General features: G+C 37.5%; 17 protein-coding genes. 8 read left to right on the forward strand and 9 right to left on the reverse strand.

The window, feature by feature from the left end; genetic code table 11:
* The first annotated feature begins 190 nt into the window (after nucleotides 1-190).
* The 6 genes from AAHI02_RS04060 (at nucleotide 191) to AAHI02_RS04085 (ending at nucleotide 3,864) form a co-directional block, all read left to right on the forward strand.
* Nucleotides 191-793 (forward strand): HPP family protein, encoded by a 603-nt coding sequence (locus AAHI02_RS04060; protein ID WP_346985554.1) that lies wholly within the window; start codon nucleotides 191-193, stop codon nucleotides 791-793.
* A 3-nt stretch (nucleotides 794-796) separates the two neighbouring features.
* Nucleotides 797-1,141 carry a hypothetical protein gene (locus AAHI02_RS04065; protein ID WP_346985555.1) on the forward strand — a complete coding sequence of 115 codons (345 nt, stop codon included), beginning with the start codon at nucleotides 797-799 and terminating at the stop codon, nucleotides 1,139-1,141.
* A gap of 19 nt (nucleotides 1,142-1,160) precedes the next feature.
* Entirely contained in the window at nucleotides 1,161-2,066 is a 906-nt protein-coding gene (locus AAHI02_RS04070) for a TIGR01777 family oxidoreductase (protein WP_346985556.1), read from the forward strand.
* A gap of 17 nt (nucleotides 2,067-2,083) precedes the next feature.
* On the forward strand, nucleotides 2,084-2,665 hold the full coding sequence (nudK, locus tag AAHI02_RS04075) for a GDP-mannose pyrophosphatase NudK (protein ID WP_346985557.1): 582 nt from the start codon (nucleotides 2,084-2,086) through the stop codon (nucleotides 2,663-2,665).
* Nucleotides 2,666-2,694: 29 nt separating this feature from the next.
* Nucleotides 2,695-3,273, forward strand: coding sequence for a hypothetical protein (locus tag AAHI02_RS04080; protein ID WP_346985558.1), 579 nt, complete (start codon nucleotides 2,695-2,697; stop codon nucleotides 3,271-3,273).
* 144 nt (nucleotides 3,274-3,417) lie between these two features.
* Complete coding sequence (locus AAHI02_RS04085) at nucleotides 3,418-3,864, forward strand: KTSC domain-containing protein (protein WP_346985559.1); 447 nt, start codon at nucleotides 3,418-3,420, stop codon at nucleotides 3,862-3,864.
* 796 nt (nucleotides 3,865-4,660) lie between these two features.
* On the opposite strand, the gene AAHI02_RS04090 is transcribed toward AAHI02_RS04085, so the two are convergent.
* The 7 genes from AAHI02_RS04090 to AAHI02_RS04120 all read right to left on the reverse strand — a co-directional run bounded on the left by AAHI02_RS04090 (nucleotide 4,661) and on the right by AAHI02_RS04120 (nucleotide 14,267).
* Nucleotides 4,661-5,395, reverse strand: a complete 735-nt coding sequence (locus tag AAHI02_RS04090; protein ID WP_346985560.1) for a DNA-binding domain-containing protein — start codon at nucleotides 5,393-5,395, stop codon at nucleotides 4,661-4,663.
* A 146-nt stretch (nucleotides 5,396-5,541) separates the two neighbouring features.
* Complete coding sequence (locus AAHI02_RS04095; protein WP_346985561.1) at nucleotides 5,542-6,315, reverse strand: hypothetical protein; 774 nt, start codon at nucleotides 6,313-6,315, stop codon at nucleotides 5,542-5,544.
* Between the two features lie 622 nt (nucleotides 6,316-6,937).
* A complete protein-coding gene (locus AAHI02_RS04100) occupies nucleotides 6,938-7,468 on the reverse strand; it encodes a hypothetical protein (RefSeq protein ID WP_346985562.1) in 531 nt (176 codons plus the stop codon).
* Nucleotides 7,469-7,962: 494 nt separating this feature from the next.
* Nucleotides 7,963-11,151, reverse strand: coding sequence for an efflux RND transporter permease subunit (locus AAHI02_RS04105; protein WP_346985563.1), 3,189 nt, complete (start codon nucleotides 11,149-11,151; stop codon nucleotides 7,963-7,965).
* Between the two features lie 6 nt (nucleotides 11,152-11,157).
* On the reverse strand, nucleotides 11,158-12,219 hold the full coding sequence (locus AAHI02_RS04110) for an efflux RND transporter periplasmic adaptor subunit (RefSeq protein ID WP_346985564.1): 1,062 nt from the start codon (nucleotides 12,217-12,219) through the stop codon (nucleotides 11,158-11,160).
* A 9-nt stretch (nucleotides 12,220-12,228) separates the two neighbouring features.
* Nucleotides 12,229-13,524, reverse strand: a complete 1,296-nt coding sequence (locus AAHI02_RS04115; RefSeq protein WP_346985565.1) for a TolC family protein — start codon at nucleotides 13,522-13,524, stop codon at nucleotides 12,229-12,231.
* Nucleotides 13,525-13,673: 149 nt separating this feature from the next.
* A complete protein-coding gene (locus AAHI02_RS04120) occupies nucleotides 13,674-14,267 on the reverse strand; it encodes a TetR/AcrR family transcriptional regulator (RefSeq protein WP_042720671.1) in 594 nt (197 codons plus the stop codon).
* A gap of 182 nt (nucleotides 14,268-14,449) precedes the next feature.
* On the opposite strand from AAHI02_RS04120, the gene AAHI02_RS04125 reads away from it, so the two are divergent.
* Nucleotides 14,450-15,739 carry a hypothetical protein gene (locus AAHI02_RS04125; RefSeq protein WP_346985566.1) on the forward strand — a complete coding sequence of 430 codons (1,290 nt, stop codon included), beginning with the start codon at nucleotides 14,450-14,452 and terminating at the stop codon, nucleotides 15,737-15,739.
* A gap of 322 nt (nucleotides 15,740-16,061) precedes the next feature.
* The gene (locus AAHI02_RS04130; RefSeq protein WP_346985567.1) at nucleotides 16,062-17,780 is read left to right on the forward strand and encodes a T9SS type B sorting domain-containing protein; all 1,719 of its coding nucleotides are present in this window, start codon (nucleotides 16,062-16,064) and stop codon (nucleotides 17,778-17,780) included.
* A 36-nt stretch (nucleotides 17,781-17,816) separates the two neighbouring features.
* Here AAHI02_RS04130 and AAHI02_RS04135 read toward each other — a convergent pair whose 3' ends face one another.
* Nucleotides 17,817-18,641, reverse strand: coding sequence for a S1-like domain-containing RNA-binding protein (locus AAHI02_RS04135; protein ID WP_346985568.1), 825 nt, complete (start codon nucleotides 18,639-18,641; stop codon nucleotides 17,817-17,819).
* Between the two features lie 97 nt (nucleotides 18,642-18,738).
* Nucleotides 18,739-19,581 (reverse strand): DUF4476 domain-containing protein, encoded by an 843-nt coding sequence (locus tag AAHI02_RS04140; protein ID WP_346985569.1) that lies wholly within the window; start codon nucleotides 19,579-19,581, stop codon nucleotides 18,739-18,741.
* Nucleotides 19,582-19,643 lie beyond the last annotated feature (62 nt).

Raw genomic sequence — 19,643 nt, forward strand, 5'->3', positions numbered from 1 at the left:
TTAAGATTAGTATTCAGATCAGAGACGTTCACTGTTTTCTCAAATCTCTGTTGCAAAGATTCGGTAATTCTGAAATTCAAATCGGTAAGAAATTATTTAAGTTCGTTTGTAGTCGTTTGAAAACGAATATTAGCATAAGTCGAAAGATTTATCCGTTTGAAAACGGATAATTACGTATCTTTGGGTAAATATGAAAAAAACAATTAAAAGAACGCTGAGAGTCTCAAGATATGTGATTTACAAAGAAACTCTGGTTGACTATAAAGAGCATCTCTGGTCATTTCTGGGAGCATTCTTCGGAATCGGGATCATTGCTTTCATACAGTCACATTCTTTATTAGCCACCGAGAATATCTTTTTGATAGGATCTTTCGGAGCATCCAGTGTTTTGATTTACGGAGCTATTCAAAGTCCGTTAGCACAACCAAGAAATCTGGTTGGCGGTCATGTAATCTCTGCGCTGGTAGGCGTTACAATATATAAGATTGTTCCCGATATTATCTGGCTTTCTGCGCCGCTGGCTGTTGCTTTTTCCATTGTTTTGATGCAGTACACCAAAACCCTGCATCCTCCGGGAGGTGCCACAGCACTGATTGCAGTAAGTTCTACCGGAAAAATTCCTGAGCTGGGATTTTGGTACGTGATATCACCGGTTCTTTCCGGATGCCTAATCTTATTATTAACAGCACTTTTTTTTAATAATATAACGCCAAACAGAAGTTATCCTAATCACAGTAGATTTCAAAGGCTTTTAAGAAAAAAGCATGCTCATCCACACAAACTGAAAAAATAAATTATGAATTGTCTTGAATGCGGCGAAAAAATTATCGGTAGATCCGACAAAAAGTTCTGTAACGACGCCTGCCGAAATGCCTATAACAACAAACAGAATAAGGATTCCAACAATCTGATGCGGAACGTCAATAACAAACTCCGTAAAAACTACAGGATTCTCTCTGAAGTAAATACCGACGGCAAAACAAAAGTTTCCCGTTCAAAACTTGATGGCTTAGGTTTTGATTTTGATTATCTTACGAATCTTAAAGTTTACAAAAATGGTTCAGAATATAAGTTTATATATGATTACGGTTATAAACTTTTAGATGATGATTTTGTTTTGATCGTCAGAAATCAGTCATAATACAAATGAAATACACTACATGAAAGAAATCATACTCATCACAGGAGCCGGCGGACTTATTGCCCGTGAACTTTCAAAAAGACTCGAAAAATACTATACGGTTCGTTTCTTAACCCGAAAAAAGAAGCACGAAAATGAATTTGAATGGAATATCAAAGAAAAAACCATTGACGAAAAAGCGCTGGAAGGTATTTCTCACATTATCCATCTGGCAGGAGCCAATATCTCAGAAAAACGCTGGACGGATGAACGAAAAAAAGAGCTGATTTCCAGCAGGGTTGATTCTGCTGACTTACTTTTACAAACCTTAAGGAAAAAGAATATCAGATTAAAATCCTTTATTTCTGCTTCAGGAATAAATTATTACGGAACAAAAACTACAGAGAAAATCTTTAACGAGAATGATGCGCCCGGAAATGATTTTTTGAGTGAAGTAGTCATTCTTTGGGAAAGAGCTGCTGATCAGTTTAAGGAACAGAATCTCGCTGAGAGAGTTGTGAAGATCCGTACGGCAGTGGTACTTTCGGACAAGGAAGGCGCTTTAAAGAAAATGCTTCCGACTATCAAAATGGGAATGGGTTCGCCTCTTGGAAGTGGAAATCAATATATGCCGTGGATTCATATTAACGACATTTGCTCAATCTATGAGTTTGCATTGCAAAACTCTGAAATGAATGGGGCTTTCAATGCAGTTTCACCACAGCATATTACCAATAAAAATTTAACGGAAAAGATTGCGGAGGTATTGAAAAAACCTTTATTCATGCCGAACGTTCCCGGGTTTGTATTAAAACTTATCTTCGGCGAGCTGGCAGATGCCTTGCTGGAAGGTTCCAGAGCGTCTGCAGACAAAATTCAGAAAGCGGGCTTTCATTTTGAATTCCCCGATTTAAAGATTGCTTTAGAAGATTTATTAAAAAAATAATTAAGATTGTATAATCTATGCAAAATTCAAACGTTCAGATAGAAAAAACAGAAATATTATCACACAACTGGTATGTCTTAAAGAAAGTGACCTTTACTATCCGGAAAAAAGACGGTAGTTTTGAACAGCAAAGCCGCGAAGCATATGACAGGGGAAATGGCGCCACTATTTTACTGTATGATAAAAATAACGGAAATGTGATTCTGACGCGACAGTTCAGGCTACCCACTTTCATTAATGGAAATGATAGCGGAATGATGATTGAAGCCTGCGCAGGATTACTTGACAATGACAATCCTGAAGACTGCATCAGAAGAGAAACGGAAGAAGAAACCGGCTATAAGATAGCAAAAGTTGAAAAGATCTTTGAAGCCTATATGTCGCCGGGATCTGTTACGGAAATCCTGCACTTTTTCATCGCCGAATATTCCAGAGAGATGAAAATAGCAGATGGCGGCGGGCTTGATGACGAAGGTGAAAATATTGAAGTCCTTGAACTTTCCTTTGATGAAGCTTTGCAAATGATCGATAACGGAAATATTAAGGATGCAAAAACCATCATGTTATTACAACATCTCAGACTGAAAAATATTCTTTAAATCTAAATATTTAATATAACTCAACTATCATGAAATTACTATATACTGCAAGCCTTTCATTGCTTTTATCAGTTCCTGTTTTTGCACAGAAAACAGAAAAGCCAGGTCCGAAAGACAAGGCTGTCATAGAACACTTTAAGAATGATTATAAAAAGAAAAACTACAAAAAGTTTTCAGGAAATATCATAGTCAACGACCGTCAGGTTCAGTTTGACAATAAGGTTATTTTTTATGATAAATCTGATAAAATTACCAAAGCGATTCTTCAGGAAGGTCTGATCTATCCTCAGCTCCTGACCGATTTTCAGGTTGATAAGTTTGAAAACGAAGACAGCGACAGAACCCAGAAAAGATTTGCCAAGCTGCAAAAAAACTGGAAAGATGCTTTTGAGGTTAATAACATCAGATTCAGTAATGCTTCCGAACTCATTTTTTTAAGTACTGATGAAAAAGTAAGAAGATTTAAGATCTATTGCAGAGATCCGAAGTTTCCCAACGTGATGATCTATTATATCGAAATTACCAACAAAAATGCCACTAAGAATACTTCAGTAGAGGATTTTATCAAGAATGGGAAAGTAACGCATATTTACCAGAGGACGGAATAGATCCTAATAATTGCCTGTGAATATTTATAAAGATAATAAGTAATTTGATTGTCTAAATAATCATAAAATAAATTAACAACGAATAACTTACACTTTCTCAATTAAATACCTTAATTTTGCACCCCGAAATAAGGATCAGACCATATGAAAAAATTAGGTGAATACAGAAAGCTTCTGGAAGTTGAGAAAAACGTTACATTAAAGGAACTGAAAACCATTTACAGAAATGTGATGAAAGATACACATCCCGATAAATTTATCAATGACGAAGCGGGAAAAATAGAAGCCGAAGAAAAAAGTAAATCGGTGATTGAAGCCTATCATTTTCTGGTAAGCATCAACCCGGAAACACAGGAAAAATATAAGGAAGAATATACGGAAACTACTTCCACTTCGAATATTCAGGATTTTTATCTTGAGAAATCAATTCTTACCATCCAGCATCTGAACGGTAATATTTATGAATACCTGGGTGTTCCTAGAAATACATATATCAAAATGGTGAATGCCGATTCGCCGAGCCGTTTTGCAAGAAGACATATTTACGGAAGTTTTGTGTACAGAAAGGCCGGTGAAGCGATGGAAGCTTAATTCCATATAAAAATAATGAAGAGCTTTCGGGGATTCCGGAAGCTTTTTTTATGAAGAGACTTTTTTTAAAATTATGGTTGAATCCAGTGCATCATTTAGGTATAAAGCAAATATTATTATCACTAACCTCTGCACAGTATCATTCTGAGCATAGTGAAGCGGAGTGAAGAATCTCCACCTGTGAAATGATATTCTTTTATTCCGATGTAGACTTTAATAACAGTAGCTTTCCCCAGTGTCAGGCTGAGCTTGTCGAAGCCTTAGTTATTAGGATGTTTGGATTGTACTGGCCCTTCGACAAGCTCAGAGTGAGAGGAGTGCAAAGCTTCAGTGACAGGCACCAAGACTCTCCCACTCTCAAACCTTCCCGCTCTAAAAATCTCGATCCTTACACGCAGTATCAATGGTGGCTGAGGAGACTCGAAGCCACCTTTCCCACCAGTGTACGCGGGCCTTCGAGACCCTCAGGCCCCGTCAGTCGACTACTTTTCGTCGTTCCATAGAAAATTCCATATTCATATACTCTAAAACACTCCAATTCTCCCACTCTAAAACCCTAAAACCTTCAAACTCCAAAAACTCTCCCACAAAAAAACTCCGGCCGGGAGATCTTTCCCAAACCGGAGTGCATTTATACTATAAAACTATCCTGCTAAGAGCAGTCGGTTTCCGAGAGGTATTCTCATCGGTCGATGAGAACACCTTATCACGCTCGAGATAACCCTCTTATCACGCCCGATGAGACAGTGTCTCATCGGGCGACATCATCACCTCTCGAAAAGTGAATGTCATAAACTTATACTACCGTCAGTATTTTATCGAGAGTTGCTGTTCTTGTATCTTTTAATAAAGCTCCGCTGCTATATTGGGTCACCACTTCCAGATGATACGTTCCCGCTGGTAATGCAGGAATCACTACAATAAGCTCAGAAGGATTATTGGTTACCATATCGCTTTCTTCTACCATTGTTCTGACATTAGAGGCGGTATTGACAAAGAATACCCCTATAAAAGGATCATTGCCTGTTACCTTGATCTTGCTTCCGGCAATCTTGAGGTTTCTGCCGGGAGTCAGCAGGTCATTAACCGAGCCACTCTTCACATCGGTAACCTGTAAAATTATCGCAGAAGATTCTGCCACACCCAGAATTTCAACTTCAATATTGGGAATCTCCGCTCTCAGCTTCTCTCCCTGATTGAACTGGAAAATAATACTTTGCTTATCTTTATTAAACGTCTCTGAAGGGCTATCAAATACCCCACGAATGGTGGTGTTGGCCATAAAGTAACCAGTATTAATAGAATATCCATCACACAACTGATACGCCATTTCCTTAAGGAACAACTCTGTGGCATGCTCCATCGCCGAAGCAGAGATATCTGCACCGCCACGGTTAGCGGCTGACTGGCAGATCTGCTGTACATTGAGACTGCGTTCGCTTACTGTTTTGGCGGTTAGGTCATTAGGATTGTCTTTCGTTAAAACGTTATCATACAGATACGCTTTGATTCTGTGAAGAATTGTTGCCATTGTTGTTATTTTTAAATGGTTTTAATTTGTTGTTATAAGATGGGCTGGCGCGAGCGTCTCGCTCGTGACCAACACCCTATTCGGATCTACTTTATATTTTAAAACCAGCACGAGCGAGACGCTCGCGCGGGTATGATTGAAATGTTTTAAAATTTAGTAATGACCAAACTTCCTCTTAAGATAATATTATTGTCTGGTGCGCTACTCTGACATTTTACTCTTATTTTATCACCTGCATTTAGTCCACCGCTCCAAAATAATATGTTGCCATTGTCAGCATCTGATCCATTCAACCCTGAACGAGTATCTACTGTGAGCACTTGCCAATTCGTTCCACCATCAGAACTTTTTTCTATTGCGGCAATTATAAACCAAGCGACACTTCCAGCTGTGTGTGTATTAGAAGTTTGCATATTTATTGTATAGGTCCCTGACTTATTAGTTGGGACAGTAAAAACATTCCCACTCCATGCATTATAAGAATCCAAATTTTCTATTGTAAATTGAACAGGAACATAAGCACCATTATTGATATTTTGAGTTCCCGGAACTGATACACTAAGAACCTGTGTTGGAACTCCCAATACTTGAGTTATTAGTTTTACCCATTTAGAACCGTCAAAAACATAATAACCTTCTGCGTCTATATTAGCAGTCGCTCCAGTTGGAGCTGAGTCAGCCGTGGATGCATAAATGATAAGTCCCTTATGTGCAGATGTGTAAACTGGTGTGGGTATTGCAGTGGTGGCTGCACGGATCTGGTCGCCGGTTAATTGCGGGATAATGAGTCCTTCGGGTTTGGTTCCGTTGGTTTTGGCGGTGATGTCGAGGGTTGCTTTTGGGGATGTGTTATTAATCCCCACTTGCGCAAATACTGTAATGCTGAAGAGCAGAACAGCTGTTGTAATTAATTGTTTCATTGTTTTGTATTTATGAGTTTGTTTATGTTTTACTTAGTTGTGTCTATTTGAACACGAAGTGCACTAAGATTTTTTTATATATGATGTGTTTTTAAGTTTCACAAAGCCGTTTCACAAAGCCGTTTCACTTATAAGAGCTCGCAGAGGTTTTTGTGGTGGCTTATTTGAACACGAAGTACACGAAGATTTTTTTATATATGATGCGTTTTTAAGTTTCACAAAGGCGTTGCACTTATAAGAGCTCGCAGAGGTTTTAGAGTTGGAGGGTTTTAGAGTTTTAGCGTGGAGTATCGTCACTTCGAGTAGATTTTGAAAAAATCGTATCGAGAAGCTTGTGAGTTTGAGGCTCAATGTCATTCTCGATACATTTTTTCTTCACCTTGTTACGAAAAAACACTCGAATTGACGAAACACGAATGGCACTAATGGTTGAACAATAATTTCACTAATGTTGTCTGATTTTCTTTGCTGAGATCCCTACGGGATGACAAACGAGATGGATAGTGAATGACCATTTGCTGCAAAGGAAAATAAGATTTTCAAAAACTGATGTGTTCTTTTTGTTTTCAAAGTTGTAACCTAACTTCTTATGTGACTTATGTGTTAAAAAAACTCTTGTGCCTTATGATTGAAGCACAGGCGGAGGGCGGCCGAAATGATTGATGGTGATATGTTTTAGCTGGAAAGGATGAAAAGAGATCTGAATACATTTTTCTTGATCCCTTCTTGTGCTTATAAATAAAATAAAAGAAGATGGTATTGTTTCCTGTTGAAGTTTTAACGGAGAAGAGCTTCCGATAACCGCCATTGAAGATGAATTAGAAAGGAGTCCAAAAGTGTGTCTGCCTGTTGGACTACTCTTATAACAAGTATTCTCCGTTGGACTATTTATGGACTTCTTATGGGAAACTTTGGAACAAGATGTTTTGATCAAAACCCTAGACCACTTCTTAAAAGATGCTTTTCTCAGGTTTTGACTGGAAATATATACTGGAGATTCTGCATACAAATACGAGTCTTCGGATACAAAGACTACAGAATCGGATTGTAAAAAAGTTTGAGCGCTTAAAAATGATGAAACTATGACCACTAAAAAGCACAACAATACCACGCGAAAGCGTTGGAGGGAGAGGGCTTTAGAGGGAAATATCATTTGTAGTCTCATGTTTTGTAAGAAAGTAGTCTATCGTAGACTACTTTTTTTACATACAAGGCTCACCATTGCAAAACTTCTTAAAAACAGGTGTAAAACGGGGCGTAAATTCCGGCTGTTTTGCTCCAAGTTTTTCTTTAAAGACTTTATGATGAACAAAACTAAGAAATTAGAAAACAATTTGTTGTGTTTGGAAGTAAAAAGAATTTGTTTACATTTGTAGCTGAAAAAAGTAGTCTACGATAGACTACTTTTTTTTGTGATGTTCAACCATTCCTCACCAAAGTCCATCAATAAAGAGTTTCAGAGAAAAAAAGGAATGATTTTCATTTCCTGCTCAACAAAAATGTATCCAGAATTTTCTACCTATGATCACCATGATTCCGGATATTAGGAATCAACTTATACGAATGAGATGGCCATTCGAATAAATGGCAAAAAAACCGTCTTGCCATGTGACAAAACGGTTTTAAGGTTAATTAAAGGTTGTTGTATTAATCTACGTGTTTCGGAGTAAATCCATCTTCACTCAGATCTCTGTGTTTGTATTCGGCTTTCATTTCAGCTTCATAGTCTACTTTTTCATGTTTGCCCATTCTTCTTAAAATTGAATCGAATAGAGAATATACTACCGGTACAATGATCAGCGTAAGGAATAGTGATGAGGTCAAACCACCGATAATTACCCATGCCAGACCGTTGTTCATTTCCGCTCCTGCTCCTTTGGCAATCGCAATCGGGATCATACCAAAGATCATCGCAATTGTTGTCATCAGGATCGGACGAAGACGTGCATGGTTGGCCTGGATCAAAGCATCATGTGTATTGGATCCGGCTGCTTTTCTCATATTGGCAAAGTCGACAATCATAATCGCATTTTTCGCCACCAGACCAATCAACATGATCATCCCAAGCATCGTAAAGATGTTCAGTGAATTTCCGGTGATGGCCAGAATCACCATAACCCCAATCAATGCCAGCGGAATAGAGAACAATACCACAAACGGATACACAAATGAGTCGTACAGTGAAACCATTACCAGATATACCAATACGATAGCCGCCAGTAAAGCGATTCCTAATGTACCGAAACCTTCGGTCTGGTTTTCCATATCACCACTCCAGATATAGGATACCCCTGCAGGTTTTGTTTTTTCATTCTCCATAAACATGGCAGCCCATTCATTGGCAACGTCTCCTACAGGACGGCCAACGACTTTAGATTTTACCTTTACGGAAGGTGCTTTGTCTCTACGTTCAAGTAAGCTAGGCCCGGAACCCATTTTTACATCGGCAAACTGGCTTAGTCTTACCTGCTGTCCCTGAGAGTTGATGAACATCAGGTTTCTTACATCATCAATAGACTGTCTGTTGGCATCTCCAAAACGGATGTTAATATCATATTCATATTCACCGGCTCTGAACTTTCCGTCCGTATTTCCGCTGAATGCTGTCTGCATGGTCTGTCCTACACCGGAAAGATTTAACCCTAAAGAAGCCATTTTATCTCTATCGATATTCACCTGAACTTCGGGGCTTCCTGAGTCGGTTGACAATTCTGCATCTACAGAACCGGGAACTTTTTTAAGGAGTTCTAAAATTCTGTTGGCTTCCTTATTTGCCGTTTCATTATCCTGAGCTGTTACTACCAGTTCGATCGGAGCGTTGTCTGCCCCCATCAGACCGATTGGCGCTGTTTTAAATTCAACTCCTGTAAATTTCTCTTCTAAAGCTCTCTTGATTTTGGCTGACTTAATATCCGTACTTTCATTACGCTCAGATTTATCAACTAAAATCACCTGAATTTCCGATTGATACAGCGTTGCCTGAGCACCACCAAAACCTGATGACTGCTGACCCACCGTAGTAATCATATCCACTACATCTTTATCTTCTCTAAGGTATTTTTCAACGGCAAGTGTTACCTGATTGGTTTTTTCTACCGAAGCATCTTTTGGTAATTCCATCTGAACAAGGAACTGCCCTCTATCCATTTTAGGGAAGAATTCACCACCGATAAATCCGAATGCTACCAGCATGAAGGAAGAAATCAGGATAATAAATGTTACGACAACCGTCATAACTCTTCTTAAGGTTGTTTTTAAACACCATTCAAGAATTCCTGTAATCCAGTGTGTGAATTTTTCCAGTTGCTTTTCAAACCAAAGGATAAATTTCTCAAATGGATTCTTGCCCGTAAGGTGTACCAGTTTACCATATCTTGAAGACAACCAAGGGATGATGGTAAAGGAAGCCAGCAACGACAATAATGTCGCAATAACCACCGTTACACAGAACTGTGCAAGGATATCTGATACCAACCCTGAACTCATGGCAATCGGTAAGAATACCACTACAATTACCAGGGTAATAGCCGTTACGGTAAAGCCAATTTCCGAAGCTCCATCATACGCCGCACGGATTCTGCTTTTCCCCATCTCCATGTGTCGGTACACGTTTTCCAGTACCACAATTGCATCATCCACAAGGATACCCACCACCAATGAAAGTCCCAGTAAACTCATCAGGTTTAAGGTATATCCCATTAAATACATTCCGATCACCGTAGCAATCAAAGACATCGGGATAGAAACCATTACGATGAATGCGTTTCTGATGTTGTGAAGGAACAATAACATTACCACCGCTACCAGAATAATCGCTAAGAATAAGTCGAAAATCACGTGGTCTGCTGCTTCAAGGGTAAAGTCGGTAGTATCATCTACGATATTTACTTTTACCCCCTGAGTTTTATAATTTTGCTGAACGTCACCAATTGTTTTCTTCACCAAATCTGAAACTGACACCGCATTTGCATCAGATTGCTTCTTCACCTGAAGTAAGATGGTTGACATCTGATTGTATCTGGCTACTTTCTCAACATCTTTCTGTGTATCGAAAACCGTTGCAATATCTGAAAGGCGAATCTGAGCACCGTTTTTATCTGAAACCACAAGATTGTTCATCTCCTGAACACTTTTGTATTTCCCTGAAAGCCTGATGGTAGATCTTGATGTTCTTGTTTTCAGCGCTCCGGTAGGGAAATCGAGGTTGGAAGAAAGAATGGCCTGCTGTACATCTGCGATCGCCACGCCATACCCCTGCATTTTCTTTTCATCTAAATTTACCTGAATCTCTCTTTCCTGACCACCCACAAGTGTAACCTGTGCTACACCATTCACACGGGAGAAAATCGGTTCTATTTTTTTATCTAAAAGATCATAAAGCTCTTTATTATTCAGCTTACTACTCGAAATACTCAGTGTCATGATCGGAAGATCATCCAATGAGAATTTCTGTAGAGACGGCGGATCTGCATCATCCGGAAGATCTGCTAAAATAGCATTTACTTTTCTCTGTGCATCGTTCAAAGCGTAGTTTACATCGGCACCGGTGTTCAGCTGAACCATAACTACCGATAAACTTTCGTAAGAAGAAGATTCTACTTTTTTAACGTTTTCCAAAGAACCAACAGCATCTTCTATTTTCCGGGTTACGGAAGTTTCCACCTCAGCGGGTGAAGCTCCCGGATATACCGTGGAAATAGTTACCATATTGGTTTCAAACTTAGGAATCAATTCGTACCCCATCATGGAGTAGCTTAATAAACCTCCCAGTGTAAGTATCGTAAATAATACGATCACCAGAGAAGGTCTTTTAATGGATATTTCTGCTAACTTCATCTTCTCTTACTTTACGATATTGATTTTTGAACCGTTATCCAGGTTGATCTGCCCGCTGGTAATTACCTGCTCGCCTCCATTTAATCCGCTTAAGATCTGAACTTTATCGCCATATACTTTTCCGGTCTGAACTTTAATTAATTTAGCCGTTCCGTTATTAACAATAAACAATTGTCCTGAACTTACCCCGTTTACGAAAGCTTCTGCAGGAACCGTAAGCATATTCTGTGTTTCGGCTCCATGGTTAGTTTTGAAAGTCGCTGTCGCATACATCCCCGCTTTCAGGTTTCCTCTGTTCTGAACTTCAATTTCTACAGGAAAATTAAGCGAAGCATCACTTTTAGGAGCGATAAAGGTAATTCTGCCGCTGAAAGATTCGTCAGGCAAAACATTTACTTTAATAGGAACTTCCTGACCCAATTGAATTTTACCGATCTGGCTTTCATCCACCAAAACAGAAAGTTTTAATGAATTGATATTTACGATTTCAAATAAGGCTGTTCCCGGAGCAACCACCATTCCTGGTTCCACCATTTTTTTATTAATCATTCCGCTGATTCCCGCACGGATGCTTGTATCGTTTACTTTTACCCCTTGAGCTCTTACGGCTGCCTGGGCATTTTTCAGCTGTAATCTTGAATTGTCAAGCTGCTGCTTGGTAACACCACCTGTTTTGTAGGCATTTTCATAACGCTGATTATCCATCATCGCATTTTGTAAATTATTCTGAGCCTGGGTAACGTCAACTTCAATTGCATCTTTCTTGATGGTTGCCAACACCTGTCCTGCTCCTACTCTTGAACCTTCTTTTACCAAAACGCTTACAATTCTTCCGGAGATCTCAGAAGACTGGTTAGACTCCTGCTTCGGAATAAAAGTTCCGTTGGCCGAATAATCCGTATCAATATTTTCGCGTGATACCTTGATAACGTTTACGTTGATCTTATCTACCTGCTTGGCTACTTCTTTTACTTCCTGCGTCTGCTTTTCTTTATTGCTTGCAATCTTATACGCCGCTAAACCGACCAGTACAGCCGCCACTATGATATATATTAGAGTTTTTTTCATTGTAGTTTATTATGGGTTTTGTAATGTATTTAATTCACCTTTCGCTTTGATTAATTTAATTTCAGCCTGCTTGTAATCCAATAGAGCATTTGCATAATTCTGCTTGGCCTGGGTGAGTGCATTTTCTGCATCCAGCACTTCAGTAAGGGTTGCAAGGCCATATTGGTAGTTGGATTGTGTATTCTGCTGAACTCTTTCTGCCAGCCCTACATTATCTTTCATGCTTTCGATATTGATGAGCGCATTCTCCATATTGGTAATTGCATTTTTATAATCCAGACTAAGGCTCAGCTGTGTACTCTGAATATCCTGATCAAGATCCTGAATATCGATCTCCGCCTGATTAATCTTTGCTTTCGTAGCTCCTCCCGTGAAGATCGGAATATTGATATTTAAACCAATCGCCGAATAATCACTCCAAAGAACTCCATTGTTTATCCCATTCGTTAAAGGGAATTTTCTTCCCTGTCCGCCCCAGCCGTAATTAGCCACTAAATTCACGGTAGGATAAAGATAGGCTTCCGTTGCTTTTTTATTGAAAACAAGAAGTTCCCTGTTTTTATTTAACACTTTAATTTCCGTACGATTATCCAGATTGACGTTACTTGAAATCAGTTCAGGTTTAGGTTCAATACTTTTTTCTTCCAGCTCGATATCAGTGCTGATTGGCACTCCCATATAGAATTTCAAAGCATTCTTAGAAAGTTCTACCGAGTTGATCAAAGTCTGCCTGTTGGAGCCAATATTAGTGAGCTGAACATTTGTTCTGTCCAGGTCAATGGATTTTGCAAGGCCATTATCTACAAGGCTTTTAATCACATTTCTTACTTTTTCCGTATTGGCGTAGCTTGCCTGTACGGTTTTCAGATTCTCTTCCTGTACAAAAACCTGATAATAGGCTGTTGCTACGTTCTCGATGATTTGTTCATTGGTAAGCTGTGCATTAAGAACATAAAATTCTCTTGTTGATTTTGCCGCTTTAAGCCCTGTAAAAACCCTTTGGTCGAATATCGCCTGCTGAAGCTGTACCGACGCTGTAGAACTCCATGGCTGTCCCAGCTGCGCTCTGATTCTTTCTCCACCGAATTCAAGCAATGATTCCTGAATGATCGGATTGTAGGTTAAACCCGCCGTAGCGGTGATCTGTGGTAAAGCACCCGCCCTGGCTTCGTCAATTTTATATTCGGCTTTTTTGATCTGTAAAGCAGCTTTCTTGGCTTCTGCCTTATTTTGAAGTGCCTGCTTAATGGCTTCCTGAAGAGAAACCTGCTGTTGCGCAGCCACCGATGAAAAACCGAACATCATAAATGCAGCCGCTATTCCTATTTTTAGCTTTTTTTGCAGTTATACGTTTTTTCATAATCTTATACTTCGTTTATTTTTTAATGTAAATTGTTTCTTTATTGACAGTATTCCTAAAGGACGAATCATTTCTTAAAATACTTTAACATTTTTTAATTTTTAAACAACATATTCAAAATGATATCTTTTCTCTCTGAAATTATCTTATCAAATTCTTCTTCTTCAATCATCAGGTTTTCCATCAGCAGCGGACGAACGGCACTGGGGAAAACTAACAATGAAATCATGTTGAGAACAAACTGTATCGGTTTCATTTTTTCAATGTTTCCAAGTTCCATTTCTGCTTCTACTTCTCTGTATAGCTTATTCAGCTCATCTTCCTCGATATCTTTTTGATGACAGTTTCCTTTATTGATTTGTGATACGATATATGTTTCCAGGTATGGGTACTGAAGACTTGTAGACAAGCTTCCCTCAATGAACTGCCCGATCTTTTCCTTGAATGGCAGGTCAGAATTCATGATTATTTCAGATTTTTCGTGTTCTACTCTTTGAGCTTCGTCAAAAATAATCTGGATCAAATTATCTCTCGAACGGAAATAATAATTGATCAGCGTTCTGTTGACACCCGCAGCATCGGCAATTTCCTGCGTAGTGGCATCAAACTTCCCTTTCACAAAGAATAGATTCTTCGCCGTTTCCTTGATTAATTCCTGTGTTTGGTCTTTTTTTGCTTGATTTGACATTTTTGTTAAACAAATTTGTGCAAATATAAATCAATCAAATGTTTTGACAAAATTGTTAAACAAAATAATTAAAAGAAAATTTTATGATTTCTGTCATATTTTAACATAATGCTTTTGTATTAATCATTTTTAATCTTTTAAAATAAGGGGTTTCATTATATTTGCCGGAAAATTAATAACCGATGCGAAAACTGTTGTTTCTTTTTACAATTCTTTATTGTGGATTTAGTTTTGCTCAAAGCTTACTTTGGGATTTCCAAACGACGAGTCCAATTATTGAGTCACAGCATTATATTAATTTAAGTGATACAGATTCCCAAGGAAATATATATGTAGCAGGCAGGTACGGAAGGTTAGCATTCCCAAGTATAAATAGTATTTCATTTGGTAGTATAACTAAAACAACATCACCAAATGAATTATCAAGGGCTGTCATTGCTAAATTAGATAAGCACAAAAATGTTATTTGGGTAAAAGAAATTAGCTCAAATTATAGTTCTTTTATTACATCTCTAGTCATAGATAAACAAGACAATATAGTTATAGCAGGCAATACGGATGGACAAAATTTAAAATTAGATCCAAATTCTGATACTATTTTTGACACCGGAATCTTATCTTCAAGCTCTTTTCTTGTAAAGCTTAATCCCACAGGCAACTTTGTATTTGGTAATATATATAATTATGTAGGAAATATGACCTGCACTATTGATGAAAATAACAATATTATATCTACGGGAAATTATGCTAATTACCAACCATTATTTATCACAGATTTTAACCCAGATCCTAATATCACTTATAGTTTACCTGCTCCAAATGGAATTTTCATTATGAAAAATAACCCCAATGGATCTTTCGCTTGGGCACGTCCGCTTCACGCACATAACACTCCGGCAATAAACTGTGTAAAAGTAGATAATGATAACAATATTATCATATCAGGGAATTTTGAAGCATATCTAAAAATAGACAATAATACCTTCCCTGCCGGCAACACTAGCTCTAACCGGTACTTTTTGGCCAAATTTAATAATGATGGTAACTTTTTGTGGTATCAAAACCTTTCTACCTACAGTTTCTATTTGAATTCATCGAATTCCAAAATCGATATTGATAATGATAACAACATTTACACAGCAAGCACATATTATGATTCACAGACAATAGGTTTTCCAAACATGATTATTAATGCTCCTTTTGGAGGCAGAACAATAGTCTATAAAATAAACAGCAATGGCCATTTAGTTTGGAATTCCTTAATAAAAGGTGATGGTGTCTATGATTTTCTTTCCATAAAACTAAACCCAGATAATACCATCAATTTTTTTGTATGCTATACAGGCAATACAATTAAAGTGGTTAATGGAAATAATAATACGGAAGAAACAATAAAAAAAGCTGGATCTAGGTCTCAATTACAGCTATTTAAGTCGTCATGCGGACACTTATTATTTAAAGTTCAGAAATGATGGTAAACTAATTTTCAATAAAAGTGATTTCTCTTCTTTTTCATATAGTCAAAATATCGATTATGAAGGAAATATAATTTTAGCCGGGTATTATGATGACTATCAAGATTTTGATCCTGACCAAGACATTAAAATTATAAAATACACGAATGGAGATATTAACGGTTCAATACAAAAATTTGGAAAATGTTATAATGGAACTCCTGACGGTGATAAGATACAAACATTTTGTTCTTCAGAAAATCCTACAATACAAGACTTGCATCCAAGCACCGCTTATACAACCTGGTATGATTCGCCTATATCACTTTATCCTTTAGCTATGAATACTCCTTTACAAAATAATGCTACATATTATGCATCAGTCCAGGATGAATCGTGTCCTTTTAACCCTAAACGTCTTGCCGTAAACGTAATCATTAAGGACTCTCCGCCGCCATTAATCGTAAATGATTTTTATTTCTGTAGCAATGTAAATCAAATGACTTTAAATCAACTGAATATTAATAACAATCAAAATATTCATTTTTATGATGCTTCAGGAAACTTAATAGGTAACTATGCAAATATTATTGCAGGAAATCAATATTATGTCACCCAATATGGTAATGGCTGTGAAAGTACGAAAGTTCCTTTTAAAGTTTTTTCAATACAGGGACTTATTCCGGTAGCCAACCCCCAACAAACTTTCTGTGCAAGCAGCCATCCTACAATTTCTAACCTTCAGATTACAGGTCAGAATATCAAATGGTATGATGCAACAGGAAGTATTTTGCCGGTTACAACAGCCTTGGTGAACGGACAAATATATTACGCTTCCCAAACTATTAACGGGTGTGAGAGTAGTACAATTGCCATTCAGGTGACAATCACAGAAACGCCAAAGCCGGCAGGAAATTCCGCTCAGGATTTTTGTGCCTCATCAAATCCTACCCTTACTAATTTAATTGTTACCGGAACTGCAATAAAGTTTTATGACGCCGTCGGAAATGTATTGCCAATTACCACTCCTCTTATTCATGGGGTAACTTATTTTGTGACACAGACTTTAAATAATTGTGAATCGGATAAACTGCCTATTTCAGTAACTCTTTCGACTAATAATGTTCCTGCAAATGACTTTTCTGCCACGATATGCAATAGTACAACAGGAAATTCAATGACGACAGATCTGACTTCTTATCAGGCAAATCTCATTACAAACCCGGGAATCTATACGTTTACTTATACTGATGATCTTGGAAATATTATCAGCAGCCCATCCAATTATACTATGAATGTTGGGTCGACAGTTATCCACGTAAAAATTGGCACGGCAGACGGATGTTTTACGGTTGTGCGATTAAGTCTTACCTTAAATCCAAAACCAAACTTCAGTCTTCCCGAAAAGATTGATTTCTGTAAAGGTAAAACGGTGACTCTGGATGCCGGAAACGGTTATTCATCATACCTCTGGAGTACCGGAGCCACCACTCAAACCACTACAGTTTCTGCACCGGGAAATTATTCTGTAACAGTAACCAACAGCTTCGGATGTCAGAACACGGATAATGTGGAGGTAAGCTATACAATACTTCCGGAAATTACGGCTATCAATGTGAACAACAGCTCTGCAACGGTTATTCTTTCTGCAACAGGGAATTTCGAATATTCTCTGGATAATTTCACCTGGCAGAATTCTAATATTTTTACGAATTTAAATATCGGTGAATACATCGTCTATGTAAGAACTAAAGAAGGATGCATTATTGGTCAGAAACCTTTTGTAATTTTTAATATTCCTAACGCTTTCACTCCTAATGGCGACGGATATAATGACAAATGGAAAATCTCAGGATTGGAAAATTATCCCGGAACTGAAGTGAATGTTTATGACCGAAGAGGATTACCGGTTTTCAAAGAAGTAATCACCAAAAAACCGCTTGAATGGGATGGTAAGCTCAACGGAAGCCAAGTCCCTACAGGAAATTATTGGTACACTATTAAAGTATCAGATGGCAGAGTGTACACAGGATGGCTGATGGTTAAAAACAGAGAATAAGAAAAAAAGAGCAGAAATTTCTGCTCTTTTTCATTTTTATAACAATTTGATTTTATCTTCCAGAATATCAATGATTTTATCTTTGTAAAGTCCACCGATAGCCTTTTTAAAATTCTTTTTGCTCATTTGAACTTCATCTTTGATTTCTTCAGGAGAAGACTTATCCGAAAGGTACAGCAGTCCGTAATTTTCCTCCAATCTGTCAAGGATTTTCTTTTTAAATTCGTCAATATTTTCAAAGCCCTGAGGTTGTAATGAAACATCTATTTTCCCATCCTCTCGGATTTCTTTGATATAGCCCGTTTCTTCAGACAGAGGATACAATTTTTTAAAAACATCAGAACTATAAATCAAGCCTATGTATTTTTTATTGATAACGACATTCCAACCCAATTCGCTTTCATTCATCATGATAAGATCAACTTTATCCCCTTTTTGAAAAGGCAGATCCTGATATTGAGGATTTCTTTTAAATTTTGTTGTTCCTGTTATCAAATCAAGATCTTCATCCACATAAATATGAACGAGATATCTTTTACCTTCAACTATTTTTGTTTTCTGCTGCTTGTAAGGAATGAAAAGATCTTTGATAATTCCCCAATCCATAAATGCACCACTAGGCAGGCTCTGCACGCAACTCATCACTGCAAATTCACCAACTTCCGCCAATGGAATTTCAGTAGTTGCTTTTAATTTATTATCATCCTGAAATACAAAAACTTCAATCTCGTCATCTGTTTCTTTGTCTTCCTGAATGAAAATCTTTGGTAAAAAAGCTTTTTCACCCGATTCATCCGTTAAGATCCATCCTGAATTATTTTTATCTGAAATTTTTAAAGTCTGAGTTTTTCCGAGTTGCATTGATGATAAAATTAGTCGGTAAAGGTACGGAAATATAACACGAACTTGCAAAACGTAAATTATAACAATAAAAAGAGGAAATTTTTTCTTCTCACAATTATAGTTTAGAAATAAAATCCATCAACTCTCTTTTACTGCTTTCAAAGTCAAAAGCATCATACACTACAAAATATTTCTGTTTGTCGACACACTTTGAAAATAATGATTTGGCCAAAGCAAGTTTATTTTTATCAAAACTCAAATCCTTTACCAATATACTGATCTGTTCAGAAGTAAACATCGCATGACGACCTTGCTGATTGATAAATGCAATTTTCTTATCATCAAACCACGCATCTTTTTTCATCGTATTCATAAACTGCTGAAAAGTCTGATTGTCCATGACATTAGGATAGTTTAAATTTCCGTAGTTTCCATAAGAATTGTTCCATACATCGTTCCAGCTGTTAAAACCGTAAGACTGCACAGGATAAGAATCCAGCAAAAATAAACCTTCGGTGGTGAAAAAATCGAGAACCAGCCTGCTGTTGTTTCTTACATTTAAAGTGGTTCTGTATAATAAATAGCCACTTTCATAGATAGAAACAGGAATTCTTCCTGCCGGCAGATCAAAGAACCGAAATTTTCCCGAATTATTTGATATAAACTGATCTCCTATTTCCACACTAAAAAATCCCTGCTCAGGAATTCTAAGAAAAACTTCGGAATAGCCATATTCCTGATTCCATTGATATTGCAGATCGTTTGTTCTGAAACCTTTATTATCCTGATTCCTAAAACCTGAATTATTATTGTTCTTTATATCTGATTTTTTATTATTGACAGATCCGATTTCAGTTTTGGAAGCTTCATTTCTCAGAAGTTCACCAGCCTTTCCTGCTTCTTGTGCCAATGAATTTGTTGCAATGAGAAACATTAGACTTATAAATATACTTTTCATAATTTCTTTATTTGAGAACTCTACTTTTTATACAAAAAAAAGAGAGACAAATGCCTCTCTAA

Source organism: Chryseobacterium sp. POE27, assembly GCF_039727685.1.
Classification (GTDB): domain Bacteria; phylum Bacteroidota; class Bacteroidia; order Flavobacteriales; family Weeksellaceae; genus Chryseobacterium.

Excerpts from the sequence above, each read along its gene's own strand:
- AAHI02_RS04105 (WP_346985563.1), bottom strand. The coding sequence starts at position 11,151 with ATGAAGTTAGCAGAAATATCCATTAAAAGACCTTCTCTGGTGATCGTA.
- AAHI02_RS04120 (WP_042720671.1), bottom strand. The coding sequence starts at position 14,267 with ATGTCAAATCAAGCAAAAAAAGACCAAACACAGGAATTAATCAAGGAA.
- AAHI02_RS04080 (WP_346985558.1), top strand. The coding sequence starts at position 2,695 with ATGAAATTACTATATACTGCAAGCCTTTCATTGCTTTTATCAGTTCCT.
- AAHI02_RS04060 (WP_346985554.1), top strand. The coding sequence starts at position 191 with ATGAAAAAAACAATTAAAAGAACGCTGAGAGTCTCAAGATATGTGATT.
- nudK (WP_346985557.1), top strand. The coding sequence starts at position 2,084 with ATGCAAAATTCAAACGTTCAGATAGAAAAAACAGAAATATTATCACAC.
- AAHI02_RS04065 (WP_346985555.1), top strand. The coding sequence starts at position 797 with ATGAATTGTCTTGAATGCGGCGAAAAAATTATCGGTAGATCCGACAAA.
- AAHI02_RS04115 (WP_346985565.1), bottom strand. The coding sequence starts at position 13,524 with ATGATGTTCGGTTTTTCATCGGTGGCTGCGCAACAGCAGGTTTCTCTT.
- AAHI02_RS04135 (WP_346985568.1), bottom strand. The coding sequence starts at position 18,641 with ATGCAACTCGGAAAAACTCAGACTTTAAAAATTTCAGATAAAAATAAT.
- AAHI02_RS04090 (WP_346985560.1), bottom strand. The coding sequence starts at position 5,395 with ATGGCAACAATTCTTCACAGAATCAAAGCGTATCTGTATGATAACGTT.
- AAHI02_RS04140 (WP_346985569.1), bottom strand. The coding sequence starts at position 19,581 with ATGAAAAGTATATTTATAAGTCTAATGTTTCTCATTGCAACAAATTCA.
- AAHI02_RS04100 (WP_346985562.1), bottom strand. The coding sequence starts at position 7,468 with ATGATATTTCCCTCTAAAGCCCTCTCCCTCCAACGCTTTCGCGTGGTA.
- AAHI02_RS04085 (WP_346985559.1), top strand. The coding sequence starts at position 3,418 with ATGAAAAAATTAGGTGAATACAGAAAGCTTCTGGAAGTTGAGAAAAAC.
- AAHI02_RS04110 (WP_346985564.1), bottom strand. The coding sequence starts at position 12,219 with ATGAAAAAAACTCTAATATATATCATAGTGGCGGCTGTACTGGTCGGT.
- AAHI02_RS04125 (WP_346985566.1), top strand. The coding sequence starts at position 14,450 with ATGCGAAAACTGTTGTTTCTTTTTACAATTCTTTATTGTGGATTTAGT.
- AAHI02_RS04070 (WP_346985556.1), top strand. The coding sequence starts at position 1,161 with ATGAAAGAAATCATACTCATCACAGGAGCCGGCGGACTTATTGCCCGT.
- AAHI02_RS04095 (WP_346985561.1), bottom strand. The coding sequence starts at position 6,315 with ATGAAACAATTAATTACAACAGCTGTTCTGCTCTTCAGCATTACAGTA.
- AAHI02_RS04130 (WP_346985567.1), top strand. The coding sequence starts at position 16,062 with ATGAATACTCCTTTACAAAATAATGCTACATATTATGCATCAGTCCAG.